This is a genomic window from Winogradskyella marina, assembly GCF_015645385.1.
GTDB classification, from domain to species: Bacteria; Bacteroidota; Bacteroidia; order Flavobacteriales; family Flavobacteriaceae; genus Winogradskyella; species Winogradskyella marina.
Genome location: NZ_JADOET010000001.1, coordinates 1 through 18,322 on the forward strand (window position 1 = coordinate 1; position 18,322 = coordinate 18,322).

13 protein-coding genes are annotated in these 18,322 nt (G+C 32.7%); 6 read left to right on the forward strand and 7 right to left on the reverse strand.

What is annotated here, in order from left to right:
* Positions 1-319: 319 nt before the first annotated feature.
* Positions 320-688: a DUF1801 domain-containing protein gene (locus ITJ86_RS00005; RefSeq protein ID WP_195869551.1), complete on the reverse strand. Its 369-nt coding sequence runs from the start codon at positions 686-688 to the stop codon at positions 320-322.
* Between the two features lie 227 nt (positions 689-915).
* Complete coding sequence (locus ITJ86_RS00010; protein ID WP_195869552.1) at positions 916-1,269, reverse strand: hypothetical protein; 354 nt, start codon at positions 1,267-1,269, stop codon at positions 916-918.
* Positions 1,270-1,376: 107 nt separating this feature from the next.
* Here ITJ86_RS00010 and ITJ86_RS00015 point away from each other — a divergent pair, with 107 nt between their 5' ends.
* The 6 genes from ITJ86_RS00015 to ITJ86_RS00040 all read left to right on the forward strand — a co-directional run bounded on the left by ITJ86_RS00015 (position 1,377) and on the right by ITJ86_RS00040 (position 7,434).
* Positions 1,377-1,988, forward strand: coding sequence for a hypothetical protein (locus ITJ86_RS00015; protein WP_195869553.1), 612 nt, complete (start codon positions 1,377-1,379; stop codon positions 1,986-1,988).
* Positions 1,989-2,253: 265 nt separating this feature from the next.
* On the forward strand, positions 2,254-2,547 hold the full coding sequence (locus ITJ86_RS00020) for a winged helix-turn-helix domain-containing protein (protein WP_092444317.1): 294 nt from the start codon (positions 2,254-2,256) through the stop codon (positions 2,545-2,547).
* Between the two features lie 116 nt (positions 2,548-2,663).
* Complete coding sequence (gene creD / locus ITJ86_RS00025) at positions 2,664-4,055, forward strand: cell envelope integrity protein CreD (RefSeq protein ID WP_195869554.1); 1,392 nt, start codon at positions 2,664-2,666, stop codon at positions 4,053-4,055.
* A 374-nt stretch (positions 4,056-4,429) separates the two neighbouring features.
* Positions 4,430-4,837, forward strand: a complete 408-nt coding sequence (locus tag ITJ86_RS00030) for a ribosomal maturation YjgA family protein (RefSeq protein WP_195869555.1) — start codon at positions 4,430-4,432, stop codon at positions 4,835-4,837.
* The gene (locus ITJ86_RS00035; RefSeq protein WP_195869556.1) at positions 4,825-5,496 is read left to right on the forward strand and encodes a DUF1361 domain-containing protein; all 672 of its coding nucleotides are present in this window, start codon (positions 4,825-4,827) and stop codon (positions 5,494-5,496) included. The genes ITJ86_RS00030 and ITJ86_RS00035 overlap by 13 nt, the downstream gene beginning before the upstream one ends.
* 60 nt (positions 5,497-5,556) lie before the next feature.
* The gene (locus tag ITJ86_RS00040) at positions 5,557-7,434 is read left to right on the forward strand and encodes a TlpA family protein disulfide reductase (RefSeq protein WP_195869557.1); all 1,878 of its coding nucleotides are present in this window, start codon (positions 5,557-5,559) and stop codon (positions 7,432-7,434) included.
* A gap of 51 nt (positions 7,435-7,485) precedes the next feature.
* Here the strand turns inward: ITJ86_RS00040 and ITJ86_RS00045 are convergent, their stop codons facing one another.
* The 5 genes from ITJ86_RS00045 to ITJ86_RS00065 form a co-directional block, all read right to left on the reverse strand.
* The gene (locus ITJ86_RS00045; RefSeq protein ID WP_195869558.1) at positions 7,486-8,688 is read right to left on the reverse strand and encodes an NAD(P)-dependent oxidoreductase; all 1,203 of its coding nucleotides are present in this window, start codon (positions 8,686-8,688) and stop codon (positions 7,486-7,488) included.
* A gap of 410 nt (positions 8,689-9,098) precedes the next feature.
* Positions 9,099-11,915 carry a M16 family metallopeptidase gene (locus ITJ86_RS00050; protein ID WP_195869559.1) on the reverse strand — a complete coding sequence of 939 codons (2,817 nt, stop codon included), beginning with the start codon at positions 11,913-11,915 and terminating at the stop codon, positions 9,099-9,101.
* Between the two features lie 186 nt (positions 11,916-12,101).
* Positions 12,102-13,448 carry a RagB/SusD family nutrient uptake outer membrane protein gene (locus ITJ86_RS00055; RefSeq protein WP_195869560.1) on the reverse strand — a complete coding sequence of 449 codons (1,347 nt, stop codon included), beginning with the start codon at positions 13,446-13,448 and terminating at the stop codon, positions 12,102-12,104.
* Positions 13,449-13,461: 13 nt separating this feature from the next.
* On the reverse strand, positions 13,462-16,854 hold the full coding sequence (locus ITJ86_RS00060; RefSeq protein ID WP_230080171.1) for a SusC/RagA family TonB-linked outer membrane protein: 3,393 nt from the start codon (positions 16,852-16,854) through the stop codon (positions 13,462-13,464).
* A 234-nt stretch (positions 16,855-17,088) separates the two neighbouring features.
* On the reverse strand, positions 17,089-18,255 hold the full coding sequence (locus tag ITJ86_RS00065; RefSeq protein WP_195869562.1) for a FecR family protein: 1,167 nt from the start codon (positions 18,253-18,255) through the stop codon (positions 17,089-17,091).
* Positions 18,256-18,322 lie beyond the last annotated feature (67 nt).

Below are 18,322 nucleotides of genomic sequence, written 5' to 3' on the forward strand. Positions count from 1 at the left end.
AAAGTGGTAATTACGCAGAGATGTGCGGAGGTATCGCGGAGATTCACAGAGCAATTTTGGATAGCGACTTAATAACTTAATAACGAATAACTTTTCCTCATACTGAAGACTGAAGACTGAAGACTGAAGACTGAAGACTAAAGACTAAAAAGTTACGCGCAAAGGCGCAGAGGCGCAAAGTTAAAATTAAATAGAGATGCACGGAAGTTTCGCGGAGATTCACAGAGTAATTTGGGATAGCGACTTAATAACTTAATAATGAATAACTTTTTCCTCATACTGAAGACTGAACACTGAACACTGAACACTGAGACTAAAATCAACCTTTCTTATAAAACCCCTTTTCCTTCAAACCTTCTACTTCTTTTAATATTGAAATAAACACGGCATCATCAATATCATCGAGTGTTTTGTAACGTAATGATTTTACCACTTTACGATTTTCGGAAATTAAATAGGCATCCCATTGTTTTGATAAATGTGCAGAATGCCAAAAACCAACGTCCACATAATCTTTGGTTTTATTGATGTAACAAATTGGACGTTTACCGATGTAATAGCATGGCATTCTCCACTTGTATAACAAATCGGCTTCTGGTAAAGTATGTTCTACCAGTACTTGCAAATGCATGATTATGGATTTGAAAGGTTCGGGTTGTTTTAGGATGTGTGCTTCTGCCGGATTCACATTAAATAGTTTTAGTCTTAAGGGTTTATCACTCTAAGTGATTTATCATTTTAAAAAAAGTTGGAGTAAAAATACACCAAATCCTGAAAATAATATGACGACCATTGATGTGATAATTTTGCAGTCTAAACTAATCTAATTTTTCTATGGAAGTGCTCGCTATGCTAAAACCAAGGCAGCATTTCCTTGCCTGTTTCGACTTTAACAAAGACATGGCTTACACGCTACTAAAAGACACCTAAAATTCCAATCACAATTAGTGCGATTCCGATAATAGTTTTAAAAGGCATTAGTTTATCAGATAATTTTCTCAAACTCGTTTCTAGAGCAGGTACTTTTCCGAATACATGTGTTAAAAGTAAAATTCCACCTAAAATACTCACAATATTAAATAGCAAACCATCCCAAAACTCAAGTATGGCTAAAATAATCAGTGCAAGTCCAATGACGGTATCAAAAGGAGCTAAAAACCCAGCGATTTTATTAAAAAAGTTATGTTCACCATCCCATTTATCGAGGGTTGCTAGGCCTAATAAAATGCCTCCTGATATATTGGCTATAGCTAAAAGTAATTCGATCATTGTGGTTCTGTCATTTATAAGTTGATTTATAAATTTAACGAAATCTTGAAAATAAATTTGCTCAAACCGAATTAATTATTTTACTTTGTATTTCAAAGTACTTTAATATGAGCGAAAAAGATTATTTAAAAGACATTAGTGAGATTAAAAATCTTATGAATAAATCATCACGATTTATTTCCTTGAGTGGCCTGTCTGGAATTCTCGCTGGTGTTTATGCTTTAATTGGAGCTGCAATTGCATACTGGTTGGTTATGACTTACAGTGGTGGCACTCTATATATATTCCATGGTTGGGTATTTTGGACCTGTATGTTAGTGCTTTCTATGATCGCTTTGTTAAGTGCAGTAACAGGTATAATCCTTACCACTAGAAAAGCGAAAAATACAGGTGAAAAAATTTGGGATAATTCTTCAAAACGATTATTATTCAATTTCTTGGTGCCATTAACCGTTGGTGGAATTTATTGTTTCATTATTTTAAGCCAAGGACGTTACGGCCAAACAGGTGGCTTAATGTTAATCTTTTATGGCTTAGCTTTGGTGAGTGCTTCTAAATATAGTATTGGAGACATTCAGTATTTAGGATATATTCAAATTATATTAGGCTTAATCGCGAGTTATTATCCTGGTTATGGGTTCTGGCTTTGGATGATTGGATTTGGTATTATGCATATTGTTTACGGGACTTGGATGCATTTTAAATATGATGCGAAGTGAAAATTATTCTCGCGAAGACGCAAAAGGCGCAAAGAAAAAACTAACACAGAGATGCGCAGAGATTACACGGAGATTCGTAGAGAACATGAGAGATGAGAGATGAGAGATGAGAGATGAGAGATGAGAGAAAAATAAAAAATTCTCGCGAAGGCGGAAAGGCGCAAAGAAAAAAATTATGAAGAGATTGTATAGGAATTAAGGAATTGACCAAATACCGCAATAACCTATTACTTTAATTTCTCAAACAAACACTGAACACAGAAAATTGAGCATAATAACCAACATAAATAAACTTTTTGATCATAGAATACGACTCGGTATTATGTCTGTATTGATGGTAAACGAGTATGCCGATTTTAAAATGTTGAAAGAATTATTGGGCGCCACAGATGGCAATTTAGCGAGCCATACCAAAGCTTTAGAAAAGGCTGAATACATTTTAGTTGAAAAACAATTTATAGGTCGAAAACCGAATACGAGATACAGCGTAACTAAACTCGGAAAATTAGAATTTCAAAAACATATTGAAGCCCTTGAAAAATTAATCAATAAAACTTAAAATAGACGTTTCGACTGCGCTCAACGCAATAGTCGAAAAATTAAAATCTTTTTTTTAATCATTCACTTTGAATTTCAAAGTACTTTAAAATCACATCTGTAAAAAACAAAAGCAACATGGAAAAAATAGAACATCAAAACACCGACAATCAAACACCTAATAACCAGCCAAACAAATTTGGTCAATGGTTAAAAACTTCAATCACTGCACGCATGTTAATGGTTGGTGCATTAATACTTGTTCTACTTATTCCGTTGACATACGTCAATTTACTAATTGAAGAACGTGCCTTTAGACAGCAAGATGTTGTACAAGAAATTAATCAAAAATGGGGGAATGAAGTGATGCTATATGGTCCTATTTTAAAAATACCTTATAAATCTTACTCAGAAACATCAACCTTTAACGAAAAAACTAAAACGTATCTAAAAGAAACTAAAACGCATCTGAATTATGCTTACATATTTCCAGAAAAATTAAATATAGATGCTTCTGTGAAATCTAAAACCATGCATTTAGGCAATTTTGAATCTGCCGTTTTTACATCAGATATAGCTTTAGAGGGAAATTATAAAACACCAACGCTTAGAGATAAAGGTATTAAAGATGAAGATGCCATTTGGGAAAAAGCATCCATCTTATTTAGAACTACCAACTTAAAAGGTATTAAAAATGAAATGGCAATAAATATAGACGGCACTCCTTACCTTTTTGAAACTAATTATAATGACAATACATCAGCCAACCATTTAGATGAATTAGAAACAGGGTTTATAAACGAAGCACTATTAAAAACCAATTTTAAGTTTAACATGAATGTAACTTACGATGGTAGTAAACAAATACAAGCCATTCCTGTTGGGAAAACAACAACTATGCAAATGACTTCAAATTGGGCAGATCCTGGATTTATAGGCAACTATTCTCCAAATGATGAAACCAGAAGCATAACAAAAGAGGGCTTTAAAGTAGATTGGAAAGTGTTATCTATAAACAGAGCGTTTTCGCAAAAATACTTAAAGAAAGTCCCTAATTTAAAACAGTTTGCTTTTGGTACTAAATTCATAGTTTTAGTAGATGAGTATCAAAAAAGTGAACGTTCCGCTAAATATGGATTCTTAGTTATTGGACTCACTTTTTTAATATTTTTCTTAATTCAAACCATGAGTAAAATCCATATTCATCCCTTTCAATATTTAATGATTGGTTTGGCTTTAGTCATGTTTTACACCTTATTAGTTTCAATTTCAGAACATAGTAATTTCTTAAAGGCCTATGTAATTGCTGGTGTATCTGTAGTATTACTCATAACCCTATATTCTAAATCGATTCTGAGAAATTTTAAATTCTCAGCATTGATTGGTTTATCACTAACCGCCTTATATGCATTTATTTACGTAATAATTCAACTCGAAAATTATGCTTTATTAGTTGGTAGTATTGGGCTGTTCTCAATATTAGCGACAGTAATGTTTGTGTCTCGTAAAATTGATTGGAACAACGGATAATTAGTTAGGGTGATAATCCTCGCTCCTCTTCTCTCCCAAAGGAATGAGCGAGGTTTTATAAAAAAAAATGAAAACATTACATAGCATTATTAACACAGCCAAACTCGTAGGTATAATCAGTTTTATATTTGGAACCTGTTTATTAATTTCTTTTTTAATCTACCCTAAAGAGCGATTTATAGTTACCGCTGGCATTCAATTTGTGGGATATGCCACACTAATTAATATTATTCTATGTATCGTTTTAATTATTACAGCCTGCGTTTATTGGAAATTCAAAATCTTGGTTTTTAAAACTCTCGGACAATTACTCTTAAATATTCCTATTGCTATATGCTACTTTTTAATAGTCATTAATTATATAAAATTTTAAAATGAAATTTCAACTCAACAAAAATTATTTAGTCCTAGCACATAGCTTATTTCTTATAGAATTGGCCATTGCTTTTATTATCAAAACAGGGTTTATTCGCTATACGTTTGGCGATTATCTCGTTGTTATATTACTATATGCAATTATTAGAGGATGCACCAACTTGAATGTGAGGGCGTCGAGTTTAGTCGTCCTCTTGATTGCTTATGGCATAGAATTCCTTCAACTTACCCCTTTCTTAACCTACTTTAATTTACAAGATAGCTTGACTGCTAAACTTATTTTTGGAAGCACATTTCATGTCACAGATTTGTTGGCCTATACACTAGGAATCTTAACCGTTTTGGCTGTAGAATCTTCGATTTCTAAACGCCTAAAGAAACAAAATATAAGTCTATGGAAACTATAAAAACAATGATTCAGAATCAATTTAAAACCCTATCGCTAATTACCGTAGCCCTATTTTTTAGTGGTGTTTTACTCTTGGTTCGTGTAAAACTCAATAAATCTTATTTCTTTTTATTCTTAATCTGGAATCTATTTTTAGCCATCATACCTTACGCTATAACTCTATATCTCAATAGCGTATCAGGTTTAAGTAAACTAAAACTTGGCTTTTGGTTTCTGGTTTGGTTAGCTTTTTTGCCCAATGCACCTTATATCGTTACTGATCTCATTCATATTAGAATAGGAAACGATTCACTCTTATGGCTCGATGTGTTAGTCGTATTATCATTTGCATTGAGTGGTTTATTACTCTTTTATGTATCCATATTAGATATGCAACAATTAATGGTGGTAAGATTAAAAAAGCGTCCTGTTGAAATCTTTAGTATTGTAATTCTTTTTCTATGTGGTTTTGGCGTTTACTTAGGCCGATTTCTTCGTTATAACTCGTGGGAAATTATAAGCGAACCTCATTATTTATTTATGGATATTGTAAGCATGGTTGTTTCACCTTTTCAGCATTTTGAAGCCTGGTTATTTACATTTGGTTTTGGAACCTTTTTAGTCATAGGCTTTTGGGTGTTTAAGAATTTTTATCGTCACGACTCAAATTTAAATTGAAGCAACAGTCAAATTTCTCGTTATAGTGCTTATCTTTATGTATAAAAATCACAAGTAACCATGAAAAAAATAAACCTCGCAGCTGTTGTATTACTTTTACTGATGGCTTGTAAAGACGACAAAAAAACAGAAGTACAGCCCGTAGACATTGGAGATTTTAGTTTTACATCCCCAACCATTAAAGCTAATGAGCCTTTTAAAATCACCTATACTGGAGATGGAGACCTCGACGATAGTTTTTATTATCAAGTTAATCATGCTAAACACTATCCTTACGATTTAGAATTTGAAAATAATTCGGCAACCATTACGGTTCCAGATAGTATTTCGGTTATTGCGTTTAATTTTAAAGTAGACGATACTTATGACGATAACAATGCGGACGGTTACCTTTTTTCTGTTGTAAACAGTGAAGGACAAGTAGCAAAAGATGAAGACGCTGCAAAAGAATACTATGCCTTTTCTTCTGGTAAAAACTTTGGTATAACGGGAGATGCTGAAAATGCTTTGTCAGCTATTGCGACGACTATTGAAAAGCATCCAGAATTAACTAAAGATTGGATTAATTCTCACTTTTATTTAGCGAGGCAAGTCGATGCTAGTCAACTTTCAGATCTTGGCGACGCTTATCTTTCAAAATATCAAACCACGAAAATTGAATCTCTTGAAGATTATGAGATGTTATCTCGTATTTATTCCGGTCTACGAGATTCTGAACGAAATGACAGTATTCTCAACATTATTTCAGAAAAATATCCCAATAGTAGTTTAGCATTTAGACCAATAATCAATTCTTATTTTGATGCCAAAAATTTAGACTCTAAAGAAACTATTTTTAAAACCCACAAAGAAGCAATTTTAAACCATTCAGATGGTAAATACATCATCCAAAATATTGCCTTAGCTAATTACAACAACGGAAATGAAGACGCTTTTCACGAGTACTTAAACCTAATGGATGATGCGTATTCTAAAGCCTCGATTTATAACAGCATTGCTTGGCCAAAAGCTGAAAAAGGTGAAGATATTGAAGCTGCCATGGCATTATCAAAACAATCTTTAGATTTGGTTGAAGCTGAACAAGAAGCTCTTAAAAATAAGCCAGACTTTTACAGCCCTAAGCAATACGAAAACAGCTTAAAACAAACGTATGGTATGTATGCAGACACTTATGCCTTACTAGCTTTTAAAAATGATGATATAAAGGAAGCCATAACATATCAATCTATTGCGATTGAAGATGATGCTAACGGAGAAATGAACGAACGTTATATTCAGTATTTAATGGCAGATGAACAATATGAAGCCGTTGTTGAAAACGCTACTGAGTTTATTGAAGAAGGTCGAAGCACTGCAAAACTAAATTCCTATTATTTAGAAGCTGTTAAAAATGTTGATGATACCAAAGATGCGGATATGATGTTGGCTAAACTTGAAGAAACAGCTAAGGCAGCTGAGATTGAAGCCCTAAAGAAAACACTTATAGACAAAGAGGCACCTGATTTTACTTTAAAGAATCTAGATGGAGATGACGTTACCTTATCATCTTTAAAAGGCAAAACTGTTATTTTAGATTTTTGGGCAACATGGTGTGGCCCTTGTATCGCTTCTTTTCCAGGCATGCAAAAAGCCGTGACTAAATACAAAAACGATGAGACTATAGAATTTCTATTTATAGACACTCTTGAAGATGGTAAAGATCGCATAGAAAAAGTATCAAAATTTATATCAGATAATGACTATGATTTTAATGTACTTATTGATCCAAAAGAAGAAAACGGAAATCACACTGTAGCAAATGCTTTCGATATAACTGGAATACCAACTAAAATCATCATAGGACCAAGTGGAAGAATCAACTTTATATCTGTCGGTTTTAGTGGTTCTGCAGATAAAGAGGTTAGTAAAATTAATACCATGATAGAAATAATAAACTAACATCATCACCATAAAAAAAAGAGGCATCTTAATTAAGAATGCCTCTTTTTTTTATTTACCATTTACATAATCTCGTAAATAACTGAATCTTTTTGTCAATTCACCATTTTCAGTAATCTTAGCACGTTTTAAGATGTCGCGTTCATCATTATTAAAGAAAGCAGGTATGACATGTTCTAAAAATGTTTCACCAAATCCTTCACTGGCATCTTTTGGTAATTCACATGGCAAATTATCTACAGCCATAACAGTAATCGCACCTTTAGCATCGTAAGCCACTTCTTTTTCTGTATTAGGATCGTAACCATAAAAAGGATCTGCTATGGTTGACGGTCGTATGGTACTTGCCACAGGACCATCGATATCACAAGAAATATCAGCTACCAAATTAATTTTAAAATCCGGATGTTTAGCATCTTCTCTAGTAAACAAATACGGTGCATTATTTCCATAAAAGTGACCTGCAATAAAATAATCGGTCTCTTTAGCATAAGGCATAAAATTACTTTCGTAACCCGATGGATCTTTATAAAATTTAAACTTATCTCCTACTTTACCATCGGTTCGTTTGGCATATTCCATCACATCAGCCATAACATAAACGGGCTCTGTAAATTGAGAGGTTAAATACAAAGCATCACTAATTTGTTTTATTCCTAAATGGTCTAAAATCTCCTTTGCTCCATAGGCTACTTTGCCTGTTCCTGATAATAAAATTTTAATATTAGGAATGGTGATTTTATCTAATTCAGCTTTAACTTCGTTTAAATCGGCTAGTGTTTCAACTTTAGGTAATTCAAATAATCCGTCTCGTAATCCCAAAGCTCTAAAACCATTATAGGCGCCTACTAAACCTGCATAACGTCCAAAACCAATTAAACGCGCATTACTTTTTTTAACAATGGTTTCATGATCGTACATTTCTATGTTTTTCTCTAACATAGCTACTAACAGCTTTCTGTTGTATGGTTGCTCTTTAATAGTGTGAGAGAAATAGAAATATTTTTTATTCGGTATTAAATTTTCAATCGGCACTTCTTTTACACCAATCATTACATCAGCATGAGACACATCATCTAACACTTCAAATCCTAGTGTACTATAGGCTTCATCTGGAAAAATTCTGATATCCGAAGATTCTACAATAAAATTAGCCTTTGGAAATTGTGCTCTTGCTTCAGCTAAATGCTCAGGTGAAAAGACCACACGTCTATCTGGCGGATTTTTACGTTCTTTTATGATGGCGAATGTCATGTTAATGGAATTATCATTCCCAAAAAAATGGGAAAATTATAGTTTTCACGAAAATAGTGTGATTAATATTTATGAGCAAATTAATATCATTTAACATCTTATACTAATTACCGTAATGTATTTCAATTTTAAAGCAACTTCTAGAATTTTCTTGAGCTAAAAATAAAAAGCACAAAGAGACTTTATAATTTAATAAAAAATCATGATTAACATTCAACTAAAGCACTGATACAACATAAACTTAAGCCCCCCCTTTTACTTGTTCTTATTTGTAGCATTACGCTCTACCTAGTGGGAGTTTCTCCAAGACATAACAAAAAAAATAAGATTAAAATAAAAGCATTTATAAAGAAAAACCCAGTGGCTTATGAAGCGCACTGGGTTTATAATAAAATAGTTTTTTAATGGTTTTATTCTTGCTGTGAAGCTTCTGGTTTTAAAACAAACTCTGCATAATTATTCATATTAAAATATGTATTCGCGGCATCTTTAAACATATTAGAGTCAATATTATTTATTTCTGCTTCAGAGTCTAAAATAGATTCTAATTTTAAATCATATTTGACGGCTTCTCTCAATTTATTTATCCAGTAGGCGTTAATTTCTAAGAACTCTTTATGATTAGCTAATTCAGCCTCTTTTATTTTATACAAATCTGCTTCAGTAGCTCCATCTTTTTGGATTTTTTTAATTTCTTCCAACACTTTATGCACTAATTTCTCTACATTATTTGGATCGCAGGTAAAACGTATATTCATTCTATACCAACCGTAAGGTATGTCAGATGCATAACCAGCAACTTGTACACCATAAACACCAGACATTTTTTCTCGCATTTCTTCAGTAAGTTTAATTTTAAGCAATTTACCAAGTAAACTTAGCTTATTTTTTTCTTTAAGAGAAAAGTCAAAATTATTAGTAAATCGCATGTCTACTATACTTTTATTTTCAACTCCTTTGAGAAACGTCTTTTTAACAACCGTATTAGTATAGCGCATCCCTATATCTTTCCATGTGCTCTCTTTTTCTAGGTCTGACGGTAGACTCCCTAAATACTTTGCTGTAAACGCTCTTAAGTTTTTAAGGTCAATACTCCCTACAAAAACAAAAGTAAACCCATTTGCTGATGCCAAACGCTCTTTATAAAACTTAAATGCGTCATCGATATTTAGTCCATCCTCAATCTGTTGCACTGTTAAAGGCACTCCTCTAAGATGGCCTTTGGTCATAATTTCACTTATCTGATTATCAAAAAAGTTTCCTGGACTTTTATCCTGATCTTTATAAATGGATTTTAAATTTGCTTTTTTCGAATTAAACACACCTTCATCCTTGTTCGGACTTGTGATATACAAATGGACCATTTGCAACATTGTCTCTAAGTCTTTTGACGAACTTGAACCTGAGAATAAATCATCGTAGAACGTTATGTTTGGGGTAACTCTCACTGTTTTCCCCATGTTCAATTTATTAAGGTCAGATTCAGATATGCCATTAACACCGCTGGACCCAATAATATTTCCTGCATTTCTGGCTGAAATATATAGAGAATCTGGGGCCAAAGAACTTCCTCCTGGTCTAAACCCACTCATTGAAATTAAATCGTTCTGAAATTTAGTAGGCTTAGCAATTATAGTGATTCCATTTGCTAGTTTCCACGTCGTAACATCAACATCTTCGTTATAGGTTTCACTAATTACCTTTCCAGGAGTTGGCTCATTAGTCATTAATTTAATATCACTAAGCGCGTCTTCATAAGCTTCTAGAGGCTGTAGACTAACCTTTTTAAGTATTGCTTCAATGTCTTCCTCTGTAGGTAGTTTTAAATTTTCTTTGTCAATAGCATTTAGAACTACGGCCACATTATCTGTTTTTATCCAATCATTGCTTAAGTTATTGATTTCTTCAACGGTAATTGTTGGAAAAACTTCTTTGTAAAACTGGTAAATAAACGCATCACTTGGAATCGCTTTACTATCTGTAAAATTATCAATATACTGTTCTACGTAATATTTTGTGTTAATTTTTCCATTCTCTTTTCTGCGCATATCTGCACCGTTTAACAACTGTTCTTTAAAACGTACCAGCTCTGTATTAGTGAATCCAAACCTCTTAACGCGTTCACTTTCCACTAATAACGCTTCGATTCCTTCCGTAATTTTATCTTCTTTAAGACTTGCTTTTAATAAAAAAGCATCTTTATTTCCTAGAAAATCACCTATACCAGCAATGGCACTTAAGAAAGGGGCATCAGGTTGTAAGCCAATTTCATTTAACCTTTGACGTAACATTGCTGAATATAAATATTTTAAAACCTCGTTACGATAGTCATTAAGTGTTATTACTTCGGTTTCGTCTTTTTTGCTAAATAAAGAAATACTCACACCCGATGCTTCTTTATCTGTAATCACTGTAATAACAGGTTCTTTATTGTCAGGAATTTCATAATACACTCTTTCTTTTGGGTTATCAATAAGTTGCATACCACTGAATAATTCTTTTACTTTTTTCTCTGTTTTATGCACATCAAAATCTCCGACTAACACCAAAGCCATTAAATCTGGACGATACCAATCTTTGTAGAAACGTTTCATGGCATCATATTCAGAATTTAAAATAACATCCGTTGTACCAATTGGTAACCTCTTAGCGTATCTCGAATTGTTGGTTATTTTAGGAATAGACTGATAATACATACGCATAGGAGCACCACTTCTAGCCCTAAGCTCTTCTGCCACAATCCCTCTTTCATTATCAATCTCTTCATCTTCAAAAGTAATACCATCTGCCCAATCTCTTAAAACCTGTAAACTGGTATTAAACGTTTCTTCATCAGTTGGTACTGATAATTTATAAACCGTTTCATCAAAACCAGTGTGTGCATTTAAGTCTGCCCCAAATTCAACACCAAGGCCTTGTAGGTAGTTAATAAGTTCATTTTTTTCGAAACTTTTAGTTCCATTAAAAGCCATATGTTCTACAAAATGTGCTAACCCTTGCTGGTCATCTTCTTCTAAAATAGAACCTGCATTAATTACTAATCTTAATTCTGCTTTATTTTTAGGTTTTGCATTTTGTTTTATGTAATAAGTTAACCCATTAGCTAGTTTACCGATTTTTACTGTTGGATCTGTAGGTATTTTACGATTTAAATCCTTTATTTGAGCCGGCAGACTAAAACTTAAAAAGAGCAAAAGTGTTATTAAAATTACTGTTCTGTTTTTCATGAATTGTTGTTATTAAAATTATTTATAAGTCTTAAAATTTTTCAATATTATTCTAATGGATAGCTTAATTAGTAAGTATCCATCATTGTAAAATCTTAAATCATTTTTAAAAACAGAGTCTTAAATTCTTTAAAAAGAAAATTAAAACTCTGCTAGGGGTAATCTACTGAGACTAATCAATATTTGTTATTCGTAACCAGGGTTCTGATCTGTAAATGTAATGGAGCCATTACCATTTATTTCTTCTTCAGGAATAGGCAAAATATATTGGTTAGAGCTAATTATAGAAGGTTTAAGTAGCATTGCTTTATTAAACCGAATCGCTGCAAACCATTCACTTCCGTTCTCAAAAGCAAGTTCTCTTGCTATTTCATTAAAAATGTCTTCTTTAAGTGCTTCTATATTTGCTGCTGAAGTATTACCAATACCTGCACGATTTCTAATAATATTCAAAGGAGCACTGGCGTCTGCTAAAGATGCACCACTAAAAGCTAAGCCTTCTGCTTTTATAAGATACATTTCAGCTAGACGTAAGAAATAAGTTGGTCTAAAGACCTCCTCATTATTCGTTTTCAAAATATCCGAATCGTTGTAAGTATAGGCTTTTCTAGGATCTGTATCCATGATAGCTGTAAACCAATTATCTGTAGGAGGAATGCCAGAATAAAAGCGTTTACGATTGTTATCTTCTGTATCTGAATTTGCATCTCGGTACGTCATTAAAATCATTTCTGAAGAATTTAAACCCTGGCTAAAAACAGATTCAAAGTCGGGCGCTAAGCTTGTTGTACCATCGTTTATCACCTGGTCTGCTAAAGCTGCAGCTTCTGCATATTTACCCTGATATAACAACACTTTTGCTTTTAAAGCTTTTGCTGCTGTTTTTGAGGCGCGATAGGTCACGGAATAATCTGGCGCATCTAAAATTGCGGCATCCAAATCTAATAGTATTTGCTCATAACATTCTGCAACTGTATTTCTTGCTTTATTTCTAGTAACAAAATTGCTAGGCTCTGTTCGTAATACGATCCCCAAATTACTACTTTCATCAAAAAACTGACCATAATATCTAAGGGCATCAAACGTAGACATTGCTCTTAAAAAGCGTGCTTCTCCAATTATTTCTTTTCTGGAAGTCTCTGAAATTAAATTTCCAGAAAGTTGATTGGTTTGTTTAATGGTATTATTTGCTATATCCATTGTTTTATAAAACATTAACCAATAATCTCTAACGTAGATATTATCAAATTCTAATGAGTTATTGGAAAACTGAATATGACTTGTTCCTGTCCCTGAGCCATTCATAGATCCTATCATAGCACTAGGAATTAACTCTGAGAACATATAATATTTATCATTAATTCTAGAAGTTATAGTTGTATAAACACCATTTAGTAGCGCTCTTGCATCTGTTTCACTTTGCACCACGTTTTCTTCTACTAAATTGTTAGGGGGATCATTTTCTAAAACATCTACTAATTCGCAAGATGTAAAGAGACATATAACTAGACTATAAATAATTATTTTTTTCATAATTTAATTGTTTTTAAAATGCAATATTTAATCCCATTGTGAATACTTTTGAAATAGGGAAACGATTATTATCTCTACCAGAACTAATATCATTATTAAATAAATTAGAAGCTTCTGGATCTGCACCTGGATAATCTGTTATTGTAAATAAGTTTTGAGCAGAGAAAAATATAGACATTGTATCTAAAAAATTAAGCGTTTCAATATCCTTTTTTGAAAAGGTATAACTAAAGCTTAGCGTTTTTAATCTTATGTAAGAAGCATCATAAACATAATGAGAAGATGTTCTATCATTATTATTTGGGTCAAAATAAACCGATCGAGGGATATTGGTGTTTCTATTATCTGGAGTCCATGCATTTAAAACACTAGTCTCCTTATTCTCACCAATAAATGTACTTCCAAAATTCGTCCCTCGAGCTAAACCAAAAGCTTCAATATCATTACCTACTGAAAATGTAAAGAAGGTAGATAATGCAAACCCTTTATACTGAAAAGTGTTATTAAACCCACCAAAGAAATCTGGCTGCGTATCTCCTATAACCGTTTGATCTAAATTGGTTATTATACCATCTGGCACACCATCTGGCCCCGTTAAGTCTTTAAATTTTAAATCCCCTGGAGCGGTTTGAATATTTTGATAAACTCCTGAAGGAGAACTTGCATTTAAAGCATCGATAGCATCTTGATCTTGAAAAAGTCCCTCGGCAACATAACCATATATTAAGCCTATTGGACTTCCTTCTTTTAAGCGTCCACCACCAGGAAAACCGGTTAAGAAACCATCTTCATCTCTAAAATCATCAGATATTTTGGTTAATTTGTTTTCGTTTTTACTGATGTTGAATGATACATTCCAATTAAAATTCTTAGAAGTTATAACGTCACCTTTTAATTCTAACTCTACACCTGAATTTTGGGTATTACCAATATTGGCAATAATCCTATTATACCCAGTATTCCCCGGTGTGATTGAGGTAAATAATGCATCTTTTGTTTCTTTTGAATAATACCCAATACCTCCACTAAATCTCCCTTTAAAAAAGGTAAAATCAAGCCCGAAATCTATTTGTTCTGTTCTCTCCCATTTTAATTTATCATTCCCTAATTGAGTTATAATAACAGATGGGTCTGGTCCATAATCCTCTCCTTCAAAAAGCGTTCTCCACGCGTAATCTCCAAAATCTTGTTGCCCAGTAGTTCCTATACTTGCTCTCAATTTTAACTCGTCAATAAAATCAACATTCATCAAAAACTCTTCATTTGAAAGTCTCCAAGCCGCCGCAGCTGCAGGAAAAAAGGCATATTGATTATCTTTCGCAAACTTTGAAGAACCATCTACTCTTGCAGATAACGTCAACAAATATTTGTCATCAAAATCATAATTAACACGTCCAAAATAAGAGGCTAACCCTGAATAGGTTTCATATGATGATCCATCCGAAAAAACAGTGGCGCTAGTTATATTTGTTAATACTTCATTAAAAAAACCTTCACCCCAAACTTTTACATTTGAACTTTTATTCTTTTCAAAAGAAGCTCCAATTACCGCACTAATATTGTGTTTTCCGATTAGCTTATCATAAGATAGTGTATTTTGAAATAACGTACTTGTACTACGACTTCTACTTTCCTGAGCATAACCGTCTCCATTTCCTAAATTGCGGTCCCAACCACCAACAAAAGTAAATTCGGGATAAAAACTCTTTTGATTACCATCATTATAATTTAAAGAGAATAAGGTTTTAAAATTTAATCCCTCTGCCAACTTTATCTCTGTATATATAGACCCTAATAATAAGAATGTTTTATTATTATTAAGTGCTTTAGAACGGGCTACTGGATTTTCTTGCGTATACTGTGGTGAAAACGAATAATTTCCATCGGTATCAAAAACTGGCACGTCTGGTCTAAAATCATAAATAAGCTGTGTTAGCCCTCCATCTACCGCGTCTTGATCAGAAGAAGATAAATTTATTTTAGATCCAATGGTCCAATTGTCATTAATCTTAGTATCAAGATTAGTCGAGAAATTATACCTATTAAACCCAGTATTTTCATAAACACCATCTTGTGTATTAATACCTAAAGTCATAGAGTATCTGGACTTTTCTGAACCACCACGTACATTTAAATTATAGTTACTAGATATTGGCGCCCCAGGACTTAACTCATCTTCCCAATTTGTATTTGCGTCACCAAAATAAGAACCATCTAATACTGACCTAGTGAATGCATCATCTCTTGTACCATTACCCACAGCAGTTGTTAAAACGTTCCTAAACTGACTCGCATTTAAAACATCTAAGGTTTGCCCACTTTGCGTACTTGTAGAGATATTAAGTTGAAATTTTGTTTTACTCGAAAATGTCCCTTGTCTGGTGTTTATTATAATAACTCCATTGGCCGCTCTTGATCCGTATATAGCAGCAGCTGATGCATCTTTTAAAACACTTATAGATTCAATATCAGAAGCATTGATATTACCAATAGGAGTACTAATACCTTCTTGGTTTAATTCAGACCCCAAATTATTGCCTTCTGATCCACCTGAAGGAATATTACTATTAGGAGCCACAGGAATACCATCAATAACATATAAGGGTTGGTTTGATCCTAGTAAAGAAGTAGTTCCTCTAATTCTAATTCTCGCCGCTGCACCTGGCTGTCCTGATGAGCTTGTAACATTAACCCCTGCAATTTGTCCTTGCAGTGCATTATCTAAATTTACTGTAGGTGCCTGACTTGTAATATTTTTCATATCAACAGTACCAACTGAACCTGTTAAGCTTTCTCTTTTAACTTTCCCATAACCAATTATAACGGCTTCCTCAAGCCCTGTAATTGATTCTTGCAGTACTATATTTATAACATCACCATTCTTAGCTTCAATTTCCTTTGTTTCATATCCGACAAATGACACGACAATTGTTACAGGACTCTGAGATATATTTAAACTGTAATTTCCGTCTAAATCCGTAATAACACCATTATCTGTCCCTTTTTCCAATACTGTTGCGCCTGGTAATAACGTACCATTTTTATCTCTTACTGTTCCTGTAATCTGACTCTGAGCTGCAGACCTATTCAATTGGATTGGATTTCCTTGACCTCTTCGCAAGACAATCTGTTTTTTAACAATACGATAATCGATGTCAGTATTATCAAATATCGTTTTTAAAACACGTGATAGTTTCTCATTTTTTGTAGAAATATTTAGAAGCTTATCATTATCTAAAATAGTTTTTTCATACAAAAATTTAAAATCAGTCTTTTTCTCTATTTGACTTAAAATAGATTCTAATTTCATCTCATTACAATCCAATGATATCTTAACATTTTGTGAGTTTGATGTTGCATGGATTTGCAATAAGGTAAAAAAAAGCAAAATGGAAGTGAGCTTCATTTTTAAACTTAGTTTAGGGAGATATAGCATTTTACCTATCTCAATGATATTTTTTTGCATACTTTTGATTTGATTTTAATGTGTTAGACATGTAAATCACTTTTTTAAGATCGGGAAATGCTCCAACATTTTCCGATTTTTTCATTATAGCGTATAGATTGAGCCGCGATAATAAAATTAAAAGTAGATCTACTTAAATAGAAATAATTACATTTTAAGTTTATAGCATAGGCCTTATTTTTTTTTAGAGTTAATGATGATTGTATCTTTATTAAATTTATAAGTGAAATTTCCTGAGTAGCTCAAGCTTTCCATCACTTGATCGATATCCTCATTATCAAATTTTGCCGTAAAAAATCTATTTTCCAATGATTTATTATGATTTATAAATTTGACATTATACTGTCGTTCTAATTTCTTTAAAATAGCTTTAAACTCTACTTCCTTAAGAATAAGTCTACCATTTAGCCAAGCTAAATGAGACTCAACATCCGCTTCAGAAACTTGTATTTTACGATCCACTTTACTCCAAGCCGCTTTATACCCTGGCTTTAGTAATGTTGAATTCTCTACATTATAGACTGCATTAGCTTTATAAACACTGACTGAGCCTTCGACTAAAACGGTATTAATATTTTCATCTTCTGAATATGACGAAATGTTAAACTCTGTACCTAAGACCCGCACATCTATTTCATTTGCATTAACTACAAATGGGTGCTTAGCATCTTTTGCAACCTTGAAAAATGCTTCACCTTCTAAAAATACATTTCGGTGTTTTCCTTCTATAAAATTAACGGGGTATTTTAACGAGGAGCCTGCGTTTAAGTTTACAATGGTACCATCTGCTAATTTAATTTCGAACTTTTTACCATAAGGAACCGTTAGCGTATTGTAAACCAATACTGATTTTTTTTCTTGAGTAAAATACTCTATTTTTTTACCAGATTGAATCCCTATAATATGACCTTCGTCATCCACAATATCATTAGAATCATTGTCATCAATAGTCTTCGTTTTCCCATTATCTAACTTAAGCGTTATAACTTCAGTTGGAAAAACAAGTTTATCGTTTTTGTTAGAATACAATTCGAGATAACCGTAACCTAACGCTAAGAAAACAAGTATTAATGCAGCATACTTTAAAAAAGATGCTTTTCTCTTAGCCAAACGCTTAGTCCTTTTATCTTTATTTATAAACTTTAAAACTTGTAATTCTGTTGTTTTAGAATCATACGCTTTCATATTATAATTAATAGCATAATTAACTTTTACAAAATCATTAAACAACGTCTCATTTTTAGGATTATCTAACCATAATGTTAGCGTATCTAATTCTGTTGAAGTTGCCTCATTTGTAAGGTATTTTACTATTATCTTTTTTATTTTTTTTGAAATCATCTATTCTAACTTCTTTATACTATAACGAAGGAAATCTTCACTACCCTTACTTATTCTTAAAATTTTT

Bases quoted from the DNA above. Each gene is read 5' to 3' on its own strand.
- ITJ86_RS00040 (WP_195869557.1), top strand. From the start codon at position 5,557: ATGAAAAAAATAAACCTCGCAGCTGTTGTATTACTTTTACTGATGGCT.
- ITJ86_RS00060 (WP_230080171.1), bottom strand. From the start codon at position 16,854: ATGAAGCTCACTTCCATTTTGCTTTTTTTTACCTTATTGCAAATCCAT.
- ITJ86_RS00050 (WP_195869559.1), bottom strand. From the start codon at position 11,915: ATGAAAAACAGAACAGTAATTTTAATAACACTTTTGCTCTTTTTAAGT.
- creD (WP_195869554.1), top strand. From the start codon at position 2,664: ATGGAAAAAATAGAACATCAAAACACCGACAATCAAACACCTAATAAC.
- ITJ86_RS00015 (WP_195869553.1), top strand. From the start codon at position 1,377: ATGAGCGAAAAAGATTATTTAAAAGACATTAGTGAGATTAAAAATCTT.
- ITJ86_RS00055 (WP_195869560.1), bottom strand. From the start codon at position 13,448: ATGAAAAAAATAATTATTTATAGTCTAGTTATATGTCTCTTTACATCT.
- ITJ86_RS00045 (WP_195869558.1), bottom strand. From the start codon at position 8,688: ATGACATTCGCCATCATAAAAGAACGTAAAAATCCGCCAGATAGACGT.
- ITJ86_RS00035 (WP_195869556.1), top strand. From the start codon at position 4,825: ATGGAAACTATAAAAACAATGATTCAGAATCAATTTAAAACCCTATCG.
- ITJ86_RS00030 (WP_195869555.1), top strand. From the start codon at position 4,430: ATGAAATTTCAACTCAACAAAAATTATTTAGTCCTAGCACATAGCTTA.
- ITJ86_RS00010 (WP_195869552.1), bottom strand. From the start codon at position 1,269: ATGATCGAATTACTTTTAGCTATAGCCAATATATCAGGAGGCATTTTA.
- ITJ86_RS00065 (WP_195869562.1), bottom strand. From the start codon at position 18,255: ATGATTTCAAAAAAAATAAAAAAGATAATAGTAAAATACCTTACAAAT.